The organism is Allobosea sp. 05T422_2 (assembly GCF_056396265.1).
In genome coordinates, this window is sequence record NZ_JBFTLD010000167.1 from 1 (window position 1) to 14,468 (window position 14,468).

15 protein-coding genes are annotated in these 14,468 nt (G+C 65.5%); 10 read left to right on the forward strand and 5 right to left on the reverse strand.

Going from position 1 to position 14,468, the window contains the following annotated elements; genetic code table 11:
• The coding region (locus tag AC1DJT_RS23970; protein ID WP_476835011.1) for an ABC transporter ATP-binding protein at positions 1–972 on the forward strand (972 nt) is incomplete at its 5' end.
• Positions 973–1,026: 54 nt separating this feature from the next.
• Here AC1DJT_RS23970 and AC1DJT_RS23975 read toward each other — a convergent pair.
• Together AC1DJT_RS23975 and AC1DJT_RS23980 are read right to left on the reverse strand one after the other, a co-directional pair.
• Entirely contained in the window at positions 1,027–2,043 is a 1,017-nt protein-coding gene (locus tag AC1DJT_RS23975; RefSeq protein WP_476835012.1) for a 2Fe-2S iron-sulfur cluster-binding protein, read from the reverse strand.
• A complete protein-coding gene (locus AC1DJT_RS23980) occupies positions 2,040–2,219 on the reverse strand; it encodes a hypothetical protein (protein WP_476768336.1) in 180 nt (59 codons plus the stop codon). Before AC1DJT_RS23980 ends, AC1DJT_RS23975 begins: the two co-directional genes overlap by 4 nt.
• 163 nt (positions 2,220–2,382) lie before the next feature.
• Between AC1DJT_RS23980 and AC1DJT_RS23985 the strand changes: the two genes are divergently transcribed.
• The 8 genes from AC1DJT_RS23985 to AC1DJT_RS24020 all read left to right on the forward strand — a co-directional run bounded on the left by AC1DJT_RS23985 (position 2,383) and on the right by AC1DJT_RS24020 (position 9,650).
• Positions 2,383–2,643 (forward strand): heavy-metal-associated domain-containing protein, encoded by a 261-nt coding sequence (locus AC1DJT_RS23985; protein ID WP_441489752.1) that lies wholly within the window; start codon positions 2,383–2,385, stop codon positions 2,641–2,643.
• Positions 2,644–2,973: 330 nt separating this feature from the next.
• Positions 2,974–3,699 (forward strand): cupin domain-containing protein, encoded by a 726-nt coding sequence (locus tag AC1DJT_RS23990; protein WP_441489753.1) that lies wholly within the window; start codon positions 2,974–2,976, stop codon positions 3,697–3,699.
• Between the two features lie 43 nt (positions 3,700–3,742).
• Positions 3,743–4,603: a GNAT family N-acetyltransferase gene (locus AC1DJT_RS23995; protein WP_476823415.1), complete on the forward strand. Its 861-nt coding sequence runs from the start codon at positions 3,743–3,745 to the stop codon at positions 4,601–4,603.
• 21 nt (positions 4,604–4,624) lie between these two features.
• Positions 4,625–5,551 carry a 2-hydroxyacid dehydrogenase gene (locus tag AC1DJT_RS24000; protein WP_476835013.1) on the forward strand — a complete coding sequence of 309 codons (927 nt, stop codon included), beginning with the start codon at positions 4,625–4,627 and terminating at the stop codon, positions 5,549–5,551.
• 14 nt (positions 5,552–5,565) lie between these two features.
• A complete protein-coding gene (locus AC1DJT_RS24005) occupies positions 5,566–7,035 on the forward strand; it encodes an NAD-dependent succinate-semialdehyde dehydrogenase (RefSeq protein WP_476835014.1) in 1,470 nt (489 codons plus the stop codon).
• A 162-nt stretch (positions 7,036–7,197) separates the two neighbouring features.
• On the forward strand, positions 7,198–7,614 hold the full coding sequence (locus tag AC1DJT_RS24010; protein ID WP_476768333.1) for a helix-turn-helix domain-containing protein: 417 nt from the start codon (positions 7,198–7,200) through the stop codon (positions 7,612–7,614).
• A gap of 49 nt (positions 7,615–7,663) precedes the next feature.
• Positions 7,664–9,058: an aminotransferase class III-fold pyridoxal phosphate-dependent enzyme gene (locus AC1DJT_RS24015; RefSeq protein ID WP_476768332.1), complete on the forward strand. Its 1,395-nt coding sequence runs from the start codon at positions 7,664–7,666 to the stop codon at positions 9,056–9,058.
• Between the two features lie 115 nt (positions 9,059–9,173).
• On the forward strand, positions 9,174–9,650 hold the full coding sequence (locus tag AC1DJT_RS24020; protein ID WP_200878107.1) for an Lrp/AsnC family transcriptional regulator: 477 nt from the start codon (positions 9,174–9,176) through the stop codon (positions 9,648–9,650).
• 103 nt (positions 9,651–9,753) lie between these two features.
• Here the strand turns inward: AC1DJT_RS24020 and AC1DJT_RS24025 are convergent, their stop codons facing one another.
• Positions 9,754–10,629 (reverse strand): GNAT family N-acetyltransferase, encoded by an 876-nt coding sequence (locus tag AC1DJT_RS24025; protein WP_476768331.1) that lies wholly within the window; start codon positions 10,627–10,629, stop codon positions 9,754–9,756.
• 205 nt (positions 10,630–10,834) lie between these two features.
• Here AC1DJT_RS24025 and AC1DJT_RS24030 point away from each other — a divergent pair, with 205 nt between their 5' ends.
• Complete coding sequence (locus AC1DJT_RS24030; RefSeq protein WP_476768330.1) at positions 10,835–12,112, forward strand: NAD(P)/FAD-dependent oxidoreductase; 1,278 nt, start codon at positions 10,835–10,837, stop codon at positions 12,110–12,112.
• 207 nt (positions 12,113–12,319) lie between these two features.
• Here AC1DJT_RS24030 and AC1DJT_RS24035 read toward each other — a convergent pair whose 3' ends face one another.
• Positions 12,320–13,792: an aldehyde dehydrogenase family protein gene (locus AC1DJT_RS24035; protein ID WP_476768329.1), complete on the reverse strand. Its 1,473-nt coding sequence runs from the start codon at positions 13,790–13,792 to the stop codon at positions 12,320–12,322.
• Between the two features lie 5 nt (positions 13,793–13,797).
• Positions 13,798–14,466 (reverse strand): haloacid dehalogenase type II, encoded by a 669-nt coding sequence (locus AC1DJT_RS24040; RefSeq protein WP_476768328.1) that lies wholly within the window; start codon positions 14,464–14,466, stop codon positions 13,798–13,800.
• Positions 14,467–14,468 lie beyond the last annotated feature (2 nt).

A 14,468-nucleotide genomic window follows, 5' to 3' on the forward strand; every position in this document is an offset into this window, starting at 1 on the left:
GACGGGGTGAGCCTGCAGATCAATCCAGGCGAAACCCTGGCGATCGTCGGTGAGAGCGGCTGCGGCAAGTCGACCACCGCGCGTCTTGCCATGCGGCTCATCGAGCCCACGGCGGGAAGCGTGCGCTTCGAAGGTCGCGACATCACGCATCTCGACCGAGCGGCCATGCGCAGCATGCGTCGCAATATGCAGATCGTCTTCCAGGACCCCTATGCCAGCCTGAATCCGCGCATGACGGTGGAGGAGCTGATTGCCGAGCCCATGCTGGTCCATGGCGAGGGCACGGCGGCCTCGCGGCGTGCGCGCGTGCTGGAACTGCTTCGGAGGGTCGATCTCGCTCCCTATCATGCGGCGCGCTATCCGCACGAGTTCTCGGGTGGCCAGCGTCAGCGCATCGGCATTGCCCGGGCCCTGGCCCTGTCTCCGAAGCTCATCGTCTGCGACGAGCCGGTGTCGGCTCTCGACGTTTCGATCCAGGCACAGGTCGTAAACCTGCTGAAGGACCTTCAGAAGGAATTCGGCCTGGCCTACCTGTTCATCTCCCATGGCCTCGCCGTCGTGAAGCACATGGCCGATCGCGTGGCGGTGATGTATCTCGGGCAGATCGTCGAACTGGCGAGCAAGCAGGACCTCTACGGTAATCCGCGCCATCCCTACACGCAGGCCCTGCTGTCCGCGGCTCCGGAGCCGGACCCGACCCGGCGCGAGGCGTGGAATGTGCTGGGGGGCGATGTCCCGAGCCCGCTCAATCCGCCAGCGGGCTGCCGATTCCATACGCGCTGCCCCCTCGCGCAGGAGCGCTGCCGCAGTGACGTGCCGAGCCTTCGTGCCGTCGGCGCGGGGCACAGCGCCGCGTGCCATTTTGCCGAGACTGTGCCGACCTTCAGCCACGCGGCTGCGGCCCGGGAGGAATCGCCGAGCCGGCGCAGGCGCCTCGCGCTCTATGAGGCGCACCGTCGTCAGGTGAACTGAGCGAGGCTTGGCGTCTGAGGCGGTCCACGCACACCGATTGTCCTCGTCTTGCCGTCACGCCCGGACCGCGATCTCCGTGCCGTTTGTGCATRCTTGGTCCGCTGCCGTGAAGAAGGCGTCGGCATAGGCGTGAGCCGGGTCGAGTCCGCGGCGCGTCATGGCTGCGACGGCGTCATCAACCAGGCGGGGCGAGCCGGCGACATAGGCTGTCACGCCCTCGAGTTCGGCAAGCGCTTCAAGGCGAGCACCGAGCGGCGGTCCGTCGCTCAGGACAGGGATATAGGTAAAATCGGCGAGCCGGTTGGCGAGGTCAGCGATCGTGKCCTCCTGATAGAGATCATGCTCAGCCCGCGCGGCATTGTAGAGCCGAATCGGCTGTTTCAGGTGCAGACGCGCAGCGCTGTGCAGGATCGACAGGATCGGGGCGAGCCCGGTTCCGCCCGCCACGGCGAGGATTGGCCCGGTCCGCCTTGCGCGCAGATGCGCCGTGCCCATCGGGCCACGCAGCCGGACGGGATCGCCCGCCTGCAACCCGCTCGCGACATGGCCGCTGGTCACACCATTGGCGACATGCCTGATGTGGAACTCGAGGAGCGGCTCGTCCGGGTCGTTCGCCATCGAATAATTGCGCGGCGCGCAGCCTGCGAAATGCAGTTCGGCATATTGGCCGGCCGTGAAGGCGAGCGGCTCTCCCTCCAATTCGACGCGCAGGATCGAGATATCCGGCGTCGGGCGTTGCAGCGAGACGACCCGTCCCGAAACCTCGCGCAGGGGATGTCCGGCCGTGTCGCTGCCAAGCCAGGCGATGCCGCAATCGCTGCGCGGCTGGGCGCGGCAGGCGAGAACGAAGCCGCGCTCCGTGTCTGCTGCGGTGAGCGCGAAGGGCGTGTGGGGAAGCAGCTCGACTTCGCCCGAGAGAAGCCTCGACTTGCAGGCGCCGCAGCGCCCGACCTGGCAGCCATAGGGATAGGCGTACCCGGCAAGCTGGGCCGCTTTCAGAATCGTCATATCCGCCGCGACGGTGATTTCGGTCGCGAGGTTGGCGATGTGGACGGTGTGGTTTGCGGTCATCGAGCGGGCACCTGCTGAGGCTCGAACGGCGCCACCGCAGCGCCGGCCATTGGCGGCGAGAAACGGCGCAGGCGCTGCGCCTTCTCGACGCGGTCGGCCCTGGAGGAGGTGATGCCCCCGACCGCGACCAGGGGCCTCCGCGCTGACCGCACTTCGGACTGATTGATTACCGTCATCTGCGCCACCTTGATTGGACGAACGCTCAATGCGGTGCGGCTTCCCATAGTGGGAGTGTCAAGCGGCCGCGGACCTGTCGTGGGAAGAAAATCCGGGCTTGACCTTGCCATATGGCAAGGACCGACACTGATTTTGCGCTCATTCCTTCAGGAGAGATTTCCCATGTGCCAAGCTCACCAGTCTCAGGACCACGAGATTGCTTCCGCTGCCGTTTCCGGCGTTTCCGTTCGTGTCGACGACATGACCTGCGGCCATTGCGCCGGCACCATCAAGAGCGCCATCGAGAGCTCGATCCCCGGCGCCAAGGTCAGTGCCAACCCGGAGGCTCGCCTCGTCTCGGTCGAAGGTGCCGATCTTGCCCGGGTTCGCGAGATCATCGCCCAGGCCGGCTATACGCCCGACGCTGCGCCTGCCCACGCCTGAGCACGTGAGGCCGGAAATCCGGCCTCCGCTCGCGTTCGGCAAGGCTCCTTGAAATCGTGACAGCCGCGGCGAATGCCGCGGCCTTTTGCTTGGCCGCGCTGTCTCGAACAATGACAGGCGCTCAGCAGATCATGCCGTCCCCATCCGGTTCAGGCGCGGGGTGGGGCGGTTGCTGCTGTGCTTGTGTAAGCCGACCTTCCCATTCCCTGGGGGCGTGCGGCCGATACGGGACCGGGCGGAAGCCGGCGCCCGGAAAGATGGTCCAATCCCCATGGCGGCTTTGGCCTTAGCTCTGGAACTGTCGCAAGAAACGTCTGGACGGCTCCACAGATGACATCGCCCGCAATCATAGTGCTTGACCGCGCCAAGGGCGCGCAGCCTGCCATCAGCCACGTCACGACGAGGCTAAGCGCGGCCGACCCATTTGCCGCGGGCCGCGAGATTGCGTGGACCGGCCCCGATTCCATGGCCGCGGGCCGCGCCACGTTCGAGGGGACTTGCGAAAGCGTCTCATTTCCTCACACCGAATTCCTGGTTGTTGTCGCCGGGCTGCTGCGTCTTGCCGAGACCGGTAAGGCCGCCCTGGAGTTGACACCCGGGCGCGGGGCCGTGATCGCGTGCGGCACCGGGTTGCGGATCGAAGCGATGCCCGGTGCGCGCTTCGTCTTCTGCGCCATGACCGGTGCGACCTCGGCCGCGCCGGGATTGCAGGAAATTCTGGCTGAGGCCGCCCTCTCGCCCTCGGCGGCGCCGCCGGTCGAGGTGCTCATCGGCCCGACGCCGCAATGCCGCAGCTTCAACGCCTTTACCGACGAGGCCTCGCGCTTCCGGGCAGGCACCTGGGATTCGACGCCCTATCACCGCATCTCGCGCCCGCATCGCGTCAATGAGCTGATGCATCTGGTCGCAGGCAGCGTCGATCTCACGGGGGCCGATGGCAGCGTCACACGTGTCGAGCAAGGCGACAGCGTCTTCGTTGTCCAGGAGACGCCCTGCGCATGGGAAAGCCGCGTTCATGTCGCCAAATTCTACGTCGTGCAGGAGGTCCGCGGCTAAGCCCGCGACCGTCCGGCCGATGCCTCTGACCATGGAACCGATGATGTCCGCTACCGCCCCTCAAGAGACGCTGCTTCTGCGCGAGATCTCGACGGCCGACGCACTGGCCTGCCATGCGCTGTCGCGCGCCGTGAACTGGCCGCATCGCGCCGACGATTGGAAGATGGTGATCGGCCTCGGCCATGGCGTCGTCGCGACGCTCGGCGAGGAGATCGTCGCGACGGCACTGTGGTGGCCCTATGGTGAGAGCCATGCCACGCTCGGCATGATCATTGTTTCGCCCGCCCATCAGGGTGGGGGCATCGGCAAACGGCTGATGCAGGCGCTGTTCGAGCAGGCACAGGGGCGCTCGCTGATGCTCAATGCCACTGCCGCCGGGGAGCCGCTCTATGCGAAGCTCGGCTTCGTTCCCTGCGGTGGGGTGCAGCAACATCAGGGCGATGCGCCGGCGATCGCGGCGCCCGTCCTGCAAGCTGGCATGTCGCTGCGCCTTGGTCGCCCAGCGGATCTGGAAATGCTGGAGCGGATCGACCGGCAGGCCACCGGGCTGGCGCGCAAACCGATGTTGGAGATGCTGCTCGCCTGCGGCGAGTGCATCGTGCTGGAGCGCAGCGGCCAGCCCGTGGGCTTCAGCATCCTCCGCCGCTTCGGTCGCGGCCTGGTGATCGGACCTGTCGTCGCCATGAAGCGCGACGATGCTCAAACCCTGATTGCGCATTGGCTGCATGAACAGCGCGGTCAGTTCCTGCGTGTCGATATCCAGGCGGATTCAGGGCTAGGGGATTGGCTGACGGAATGTGGGCTGAAGCCTGCGGGGCTGGTCACGTCGATGGTGCTTGGCGAGATGCCAGACCAACCGGGGCCGATGCGCCTCTACGCCTTGGCCAACCAGGCACTCGGCTGACTGTCGGAGCAGGCGGACACAATGGCGCTGCTTTACAAATCCGATCCCGCGCGCGGTGCCGAATGGGCCAGACTTCTGGCGGCAAAGGCGCCGGATCTGGCCTTCCGCATCTGGCCGGATGTCGGCGATCCCGCAGACATCCGCTATCTCGCTGCCTGGATGCCACCCGACGACATCATGGCGCAGTTTCCAAATCTGGAACTGCTGATCTCGGTCGGKGCCGGTGTCGACCAGTTCGATTTTTCGAAGCTGCCGCCGGAGCTTCCGGTCGTGCGCATGGTCGAACCCGGCATCGTCGACGGCATGGTCGAGTATGTCACGATGTCGGTGCTGGCGCTGCATCGCGACCTCGTGCCGTATATCGCCCAGCAGCGCGACCAGCTCTGGCGTCCGATCAGGGTGTGGCCGGCATCGACCCGTCGCGTCGGCGTTCTAGGGCTCGGCATGCTGGGGGAGGCCGCGTGTCGCAAGCTCGCAGGTTTCGGCTTCCAGGTCGCGGGGTGGAGCCGCTCGCGCCGCGAGATCGAGGGCGTAATCTGTTATGCCGGCCCGGACGGGATGACCGATTTCCTCAGCCGCACCGATATCCTGGCCTGCCTGCTGCCCCTKACCGAAGAGACGCGCGGCGTGCTGAATGCCGAGCTCTTCGCAAAACTGCCGCGGGGCGCGCGGCTGGTGAGTTCCGGACGTGGCGGCCATCTCKACCAGGATGCTCTGCTCGCCGCGCTTGACAGCGGCCAGCTCTCGGCAGCGGTCCTGGATGTTACCGTGCCCGAACCGCTGCCCGTCGGCCATGTGCTGTGGAGCGACCCGCGCGTGCTGATCACCCCGCATATCGCCAGCATGACCCAGCCGGAGACGGCGGTCGACGTCGTGCTCGACAATCTGAGACGTCATCGCGCCGGCGAACCGCTGCTCGGGCTGGTGGACCGCAAGCGCGGCTATTGAGGGGAGATCAGTCCATGCTCGTGGAACAGCTGAAGGATCCAAGCCTGTTCGTCCAGCGCGCGCTGATCGGTGGCGAGTGGGTCGGGGCGGCGTCGGGCGCGGTGCTGGCGGTGAGCGATCCCGCCGACGGCTCAGAGCTCGGTACGATCCCGGCCTGCGGCGAAGCGGAGACGCAGGCTGCCATCGCTGCCGCGGAAGCTGCCTTCCCGGCGTGGCGCGCGCGCCCGGCAGCCGAGCGTGCTGCCTTGCTGGAGCGCTGGCACGATCTCCTGCTGTCGCATGCCGGTGATCTCGCCCTGATCATGACCGCAGAACAGGGCAAGCCGCTGGCGGAGGCCGAGGGCGAGGTGCGCTATGGCGCTGGCTTCATCAAATGGTTCGCCGAGGAGGCGCGACGCATCTATGGCAGCATCGTGCCGGCTCCGACCACCGACCGGCGCATCCTTGTGCTCAAGGAGCCGGTTGGCGTCTCTGCCGCGATCACGCCGTGGAATTTTCCCAATGCGATGATCACCCGCAAATGTGCGCCGGCACTGGCGGCGGGCTGTACCGTCGTGGTCAAGCCATCCGAGCTGACACCCTTTTCGGCTTTGGCGCTCGGTATGCTGGCGGCGCGGGCCGGTATCCCCAAGGGCGTGATCAACATCGTCACCGGCCTGCCCAATGCGATCGGCGAGACGCTGACCGGCAGCACCGCGGTGCGGAAACTCTCCTTCACGGGCTCGACGCGGGTCGGTGCGCTGCTGATGCGCCAGTCCTCCGACACGCTGAAGCGGCTCAGCCTCGAGCTTGGCGGCAATGCCCCGTTCATCGTCTTCGACGATGCCGATCTCGACATGGCCGTTGCAGGGGCCATCGCCAGCAAGTTCCGCAATGCCGGCCAGACCTGCGTCTGCGCCAACCGCATCCTGGTGCAGGACGGCGTTCATGACGCCTTTGCGGAGCGTCTTGCGAGAGCGGTATCGGCAATGCAGGTCGGCAGTGGTCGCAGGGATGGCGTCAGTATCGGTCCGCTGATCAATGCCGCGGCTGTCGAGAAGGTCCGGGCTCATGTCGAGGATGCCTTGGCGCTCGGCGCAAAACGGGTGGTCGGCGGTGAGGCTGGCTTCGATCCTGCCCGTTTCATTGCGCCGACCGTGCTGACGGGGGCGAATACACGGATGCGCCTTGCCAACGAGGAGACATTCGGCCCGGTCGCGCCGCTGTTCCGGTTCAGGCATGAGGATGAGGCGATCGAGATCGCCAATGGCACGCCCCATGGCCTGGCKGCCTATTTCTACTCCGAGAACCTGCATCGCGCCTGGCGCGTCGGCGAGCGGCTCGAATTCGGTATGGTCGGGCTCAATACCGGCTCCGTCTCGATGGAGGTTGCGCCCTTCGGTGGCATCAAGCAGTCCGGAATTGGGCGCGAAGGCGGCGCAACCGGCATCGAGGAATATCTGGAGACCAAGAGTTTCCATATGGGCGGGCTGAAGCAAGCCTGAGCGGCGGCGCCTCTCAGAGCACCGAAAGCATGATGTGCTGTCGCTGCCTCGGAAATGCGCAGGGGATACCATGTCGGCCCCTCCGCTGAAGCCGACATCATGGCGGCCCGGTCCTAGGCTTCTGGCAAGGCGGCCAGGCCGTCAGCAGGGAAGAGCCAGTCCATGCATGAGCCAGTTTCCAATGTCGGTGCAGCGCTTTCGGGCCGCATCAGCCCCGGTATCCAACGTGCTCTCGCCCATATCGAGCGGCACTTCACCGACGCGGTCTATCTTGAGGATATTGCGGTTCTCGCCGGACTGAGCGTCTGCCGTTTCGTGACGGTGTTTCGCCATCAGGTCGGGCTCACGCCGCATCGCTTCATCTGCCACCGGCGTATCCGTTACGCCAAGTCATTGCTGCGCGAGGGCGTGCCCTTGGCACTGGCGGCCTCCGAGGCGGGCTTCTTCGACCAGAGCCACCTGTCGCGTCATTTCAAGAGCATATGCGGGGTCACGCCGGGCCGCTACCTGCGCGAGCAGGCGCATGCTACGCGACTGAGGTCCGAACCTGCTGCCTATGCGCAGGCCGGCGCTGCCTGATCCGTCATCCGCCTCTCGATCCAGAGATCCCCCAGCAAGGCCTGTCTCCATGACCGTCAACTCGCTCGAAGCACTCGACCGCATGCATTGGGTCCACCCTGTCGCCAACTGGGCGGGGCATGAGAAGCGCGGCGTCACCATCCTGAAGTCGGCACGCGGAGCCTTCATCACGGACGCCGATGGTCACGAACTGATCGATGGCTTTGCGGGGCTCTGGTGCGTCAATGTCGGCTATGGCCATGACAGCATCGTCGAGGCGGCTGCCGCGCAGATGCGCGAGCTGCCCTATGCGACCGGCTATTTCGGCTTCGGCAGCGAACCTGCGATCCGGCTGGCCGCCAAGCTGGCCGAGATCACTCCCGGCGATCTCAACCACATCTATTTCTCTCTCGGCGGCTCCGATGCCGTCGACAGCGCGCTGCGCCTGATCCGCTACTACTACAACGTCACCGGACGACCGGCGAAGAAGCAGATCATCTCGCTGGAGCGAGGCTATCATGGCTCGAGCTCGACGGGGGCAGGCGTGACGGCGCTGCCAGCGTTCCACGCCCATTTCGGCCTGCCGGTGGAGGGGCAGCACTACATCGCCTCGCCCTATCCCTATCGTAACCCGGCGGGCTCCGACGACGGCGCCGTCATCGCAGCCAGCGTCGCGACGCTGCGGGCCAAGGTCGAGGAACTCGGGGCTGACACCGTTGCCGCCTTCTTCTGCGAGCCGGTGCAGGGTTCGGGCGGTGTCGTCGTTCCCCCGAGGGGCTGGCTGAAAGCGATGCGCGATGCTGCGGCCGAACTCGACATCCTCTTCGTCGCCGACGAGGTCATCACCGGCTTTGGACGAACCGGCCCGATGTTCGCCTGCGAGGCGGAGGGCGTCGTGCCGGACATGATGAGCATGGCCAAGGGCCTGACCTCGGGTTACGCCCCGCTCGGAGCGCTCGCGATCGGCGAGAAGGTCTATCGCGCCATCGCCGACAACGCACCCGCCGGCGGCCCGATCGGGCATGGCTATACCTATTCGGGCCATCCCGTCAGCGCCGCCGTCGCGCTTGAGGTGCTGCGCCTCTATGACGAGGGTGGCATCCTCGCCAACGGCCAGCGCGTCGGCGCCTATTTCGAGAAGCGCCTCGCTACGCTTGCCGACCATCCCCTGGTCGGAGAAGTCCGGGCGCGCGGCCTGCTCGCCGGTGTCGAGATCGTTGCCGACAAGGTCACCAAGGCGAAGTTCTCGCGCGCGGCGAAGCTGTCCGACCATCTCTTTGCGCGTGGCTATGCCAATGGCGTGATCTTCCGCGCCTTCGCCGATGATATCATCGGGCTCGCTCCGCCTCTGTGCTGCAGCGAGACGGAAATCGATCTGATTGTCGCGCGCCTGCGCCAGACGCTGGACGACATGCTGGCGCTCCCTGAGGTCACAGCCGAGTTGAAACTGGTTGAGCCGGCATGATCCTCGCTTTGCTCGGATAGAGCGACGTGTTTAGTTTCACGCCACCGGAGTGGTGGCTCGCCGTTCKGGTTTGCGCGGGGAGGGCTGGGGTGAGGCTTTCGTGGTGACACCGGGCGTGCGGCTCGATCGCATCGACATGAAGATTCTGATTGAGCTCCAGAACAACGGCCGCGTGACGAATGTCACGCTGGCCGATGCGGTCGGCTTGTCTCCGAGCCCCTGTCTGCTGCGGGTGAAGCGGCTCGAACAAGCCGGCTTCATTTCCGGATATGGAGCCACGATCAATCTGCAGAAACTTGGTGAGACGATCACGGTCTTTACCGAGATCACGCTGGCGGACCATACGAAGGAATATTTCATCCGCTTCGAGACTGGCTTGCGTCGCGTCGACGAGGTGGTGGAATGCCATATGGTCAGCGGCGGCTATGACTATCTGGTCAAGTTCGTCACGCGCGGGCTGACGCATTACCAGTCGCTGATCGAGACGCTGCTCGATCGCAATCTCGGCATCTCGAAATACTTCAGCTACATCGTCATCAAGACGCCGATCCAGAAATCGGGCTATCCGCTGCCTGTGCTGTTCGACGTTTAAGGCATCGGCCGAAAAGTAGATTGCGGTTTTCGGAAAAGCCGATGCAAACACAGAAGGTTAGATCACCGGACGGGATACGATATCCGGTCCGATGATCTAACCGTCAACCCAGGGCCTGGTTGATCAGCCCGAAGGTGCGCATCGTGCCGCGCGCCGCATGATTGTTGCCGCGGATCATCGTCGTCACGGTGTCGTGGATCATCATGCCGCAGGATTCGAGGAAACCGCCGAACAAGCCCTGCTCCATCGCAGTGTCGACCCGGAGGAACTCGCCCTCATGTGCCTGGACATGGGGCCGGGTCAGAGCAATCGCCGCCATATCGTCCTCCGCCACGATCGGCCCGACGACATGGCCTCGCCCGAAGTGGCGGCACAGCGCGAAGCCGACGGCCTCTCCGTTGCGTTCGTGGATCGTCCCGATCGATTGCGGCATCAGGGCCTTGATCACCCGCGTCCGATCCGCGCCATAGGCCATCGCATCGAGACGGGCGATAGCGTCAAGATCATCCACAACCACTGGCCTTACCGAGATCGTGGAATCGGTGGCGGGGCCTGCATCCTCGACGCGGCCCTGATGCTGAAAGACACGGCCGATGGGCTCGAAGCCGAGCGAGCGGTAGAGCCGGTAGCCTTCGCGCGTCGAATTCAGGCGCAGATCGCGCTGCCCGGATTGTTCGAAGATCGTGTCCATCAGCCGCCGGCCCGCACCTCGCGCCTGGAGGCGGGGCGAGGTGATAACCATGCCGATCGTGGCGAAATGTTCGCCAAAGGGCCACCACATCGCTGTCCCGAGCGCACGACCGATCAGATCGCAGGCGATGAGGCCATATCCGACCTCGAATACCAGCCGCCAGTCCTCAGGGCGATGCGGCCAGGCGACGGCGATCGAGAGTTGGTGTGCCTGGCCGAGATCGGCCTCGGTCATCGCGCGGATATCGATCGCATAGTCAAGTGGGCGCTTGGCCGTTTTGTAATCCACCCCTGCGAGCCTCATCTGGAATGAAGCCCAAGTATAGGTGCGCCGCTGGCTTTCGAGAATAGTAAAATTCATACAATACATAGGCTTAGAATGTCGCATGCTCGGGCTTCCAAATCGGACCGCGTCTGGGCAACAGCTTGCGCAGACCGGTTCGCAACGCCTTTCCGGCCCTGACAGCCGGCGCTGACCCGCGGATCGATCGCTGATGAAACTCGAACCCTATTGGCTTGCGACGGCGCCGCGTTTTGGCGGAGGCGCCACAGGTCCGCTCGCAGGCACTGTCGATGTCGCCATCGTCGGCGGTGGCTTCACCGGGCTCTCGGCGGCCCTGGCCCTGGCAAAATCCGGCGCAAGCGTTGCGGTTCTGGAGGCGGGCCGTGTGATCGGCGAGGCGTCCGGGCGCAATGGCGGACACTGCAATAACGGGCTCGCCCATGATCTCGGCGGTCTCGCAGCCAGCCTGGGCCAGGACCGTGCCGTGGCGCTCTACCGGGCCTTCGATGATGCGGTCGATCAGGTGGAGAGGCTGGTCGCAAGCGAGGCGATCGATTGCGATTTTATCCGCACCGGCAAGATCAAGCTCGCGGCCAAGCCCGAGCACTTCGCCAAGTTGCAGAAGAGCGCGGAGTTGCTGTCGCGCACCGTCGAGCCTGATCTCACCGTGGTCCGGCCGGAAGATATCCGCCGGGAAATCGGTTCCGACGGATTCCATGGCGGACTGGTCTTCCCGCGCAGTGCCCACATGCATATGGGCCGTTTCGGTGTCGGGCTGGCCGATGCCGCTGCGCGGCGTGGCGCGAGCATCTATGAGAACGCTGCGGTGACGGAGCTTCACCGCCTCAAGGCGCGTGCGCACAGGGTCGTGACGAGCCGCGGCGAGATCGAGGCCGGGCAGGTGCTGCTTGCGACCGGGGCCTCCCGGCAGGGGCCGTTCGCCTGGCTCAGGCGGCGCATCGTGCCGGTGGGCAGCTTCATCATCGCCACCGCGCCGCTTTCGGCCGAACTTGCTGCATCGATCCTTCCGATGCGGCGCACCGCGACGACGACGAAGAATATCGGCAACTATTTCCGCCTCACGCCGGATAATCGCCTGATCTTCGGCGGCCGCGCCCGCTTCGCACTGTCGAGCCCGAAATCCGATGCCAAGAGCGGTGCGATTTTGCAGGCGCGGATGCTTGAACTCTTTCCGCAGCTTTCCGGCGTCCGCATCGACTATTGCTGGGGTGGTCTGGTCGACATGACCTCTGACCGGTTGCCGCGCGCCGGCGAGCGTGACGGCGTGTTCTATGCCCTGGGCTATAGCGGCCATGGCACCCAGATGTCGGTGCATATGGGCCAGATCATAGCCCGCGTCATGGGCGGGGACGTGAATGCGAATCCGCTGGCGGGGCTCGCCTGGCCCGCAGTGCCAGGCCATTTCGGTCCGCCCTGGTTCCTCCCCTTCGTCGGCGCCTATTACCGCTACCAGGACTGGCGTCACTGAGGAGGCGTCAACGAGAGGAGCCCCATCGAACACCCGGGCCTCCGCGTCGCGGCTTGTCGGGAATGATGATGAGGCTCGTGGATTCAGCCTGCCTGCTTCAGCATCGCTGAAGCAGGGGGGAAACCGTCGTCAGCTCGGGCCGGAATCGAGGCGATCGATCGGCTCCTTCCCGACCGCGCTCGGCTGCGCGCGAGTGGCCGTAAGCCTTCACGCACCGATGTCGATCAGCACGGTCTTGTGCCGCAGATTGGTCTCGACGGCTTGCCGGCCGAGATCCTTGCCGATGCCGGAGCTCTTGTACCCGCCGGTCGGCAGGATGAAGTCGAGCGTGCGGTTATAGCGGTTGATCCAGACCGTGCCCGCCTTGATCTGGCGTACGGCCCGCAGGCCTCGGCCGAGATCGGAGGTGTAGACGCCGGCCGCGAGCCCATACTCGGGGTGGTCGGCGAGGGCGAAGCCTTCCTCCTCGGTGTCGAAGCGCTGGATCGTCAGCACCGGGCCGAAGATCTCCTCACGCACCGCCGCGGTGTCCGCATCGACGCCTGTGAGCAAGGTCGGCTGATAGAAGGCTCCGCCGTGACCCTCGATCCTTCCTCCTCCCAACAGCACCTCGGCGCCCTGGGCGCGGCTGCGGGCCAGGATCGCATCGATGCGCCGGGCCTGGATCTCCGAGATGATCGGCGCAAAGCCCGTCGACGATTTCCAGGTCGGACCTGGCGCGATGCGCGAGAGCCGCGCCAGCAGAGCTGAGACCAGGGTATCAGTGGCCTGCCGCTGAACGATCAGCCGCGAACCCGCCACGCAGGCCTGGCCGGCATTGGCGAGGAGCGAGCTGGCTATGCAATCCGCTGCCTTGTCGAGATCGGCGTCAGCGAAGACGAGCTGCGGGCTCTTGCCGCCGAGCTCCAGTGTTACCGGCTTGATGCCGGTCTCGGCCGCGGCCTTCATCACGGCGATGCCCGTACGGGTGGAGCCGGTAAAGGAGAGTTTGGCGATGCCGGGGTGGCGGCTGAGTGCGTCGCCCGTCACCGCGCCCGTGCCCTGTACGACATTGAAGATACCGGGCGGAATTCCGGCCTCGACGGCGAGCTCAGCCAGCCTCACGGTCGAGAACGGCGTCAGTTCGGACGGTTTCAGGACGATCGCGTTGCCGGCGGCGAGCGCCGGGCCGACCTTCCAGCTGGCCATGCTGAGCGGGAAGTTCCAGGGCGTGATCGCCCCCACCACACCATAGGGCTCGGAGACGATCATGCCGAAATGGTCGGCCCGCGTCGCGGCGACGTCGCCGCCGAGCTTGTCCGCCCATTCGGCGAAGAAGCGGATGCCCTCGGCTGTGCTGGCGACGTCGCCGGTCACGGCCTGGGCAATCGGGCGTGTCGAGCCCAGCGCCTCCAGCCGGCCGAGTGCCTCGCTCTTCGCCTCGATCAACTCGGCCCAGCGCCGCATGGCACGCGCCCGGTCGCGCGGGGGCTGCGTCGCCCAGCCACTGCGCTTGACCGCATGCGTTGCGTCCTCGACAGCCCGATCAACAACCTCCGCCGATGCGACCGGCAGATCGGCATAGGTTACGGCGTCGGATGGTCGGGTGACGCTGATCCTTTCACCGGGGCCATCGATGTTGCTGCCGGCGATGAAATGGCCCGTGGCGAAGGCGATGGCGTCAGGGTCGAAATCGCGCATCGGCGTCAGAGCCCGAGCAGGCCTGGCAGGCCGCCGATGTCCTTGATTTCGCGGTAGCCGTAAGCTGGAATGCCGGGCTCGTGACCGCGATTGACGAAGACCCGCTGACCGATCTTCAGGTCGTAGGCGCTCATCAGGTCGTAGCGCAGACTKGACGAGCAATGCACGACGTCTTCAGGTCCGCAGCCCAGCATGTCGAACATGTATTCGAACGCCTGCAGGCGCGGCTTGTAGGCCTGCGCCTCCTCCGCGGTATAGGCCGCATGGAAGGGGGCGCCGAGTTTGACGACGGAGTGCGGAATCAGCTCCTTCATCGAATTCGAGAGGATGACGAGGGGGATCTCCCTGGCGACCTTGGCGAGGCCTGCCGGCACATCCGGGTGCGGGTTCCAGCTCGGAATCTCGTCGTAGATGGCCTGGGCGTCGGCCGGGTCGAACGTGATCTTCCAGGCTCTGCAACTGCGCTCCACCGAGTTATGGACCACTTCGATGAAGGGCTTCCAGGCGCCAAGGACCTCGTCCAGGCGAAACCCCCTGAAGCTCTCGCAGAAACCGTCCATGACCTCGGGGGACAGGCGTGCGCCATAGACGCGCCGCGCCGCCGGGCCCATTTCGAAATTGATCAGCGTGCCATAGCAATCGAAGGTCACGAATTTCGGCCGCAGGGTGCTCATCG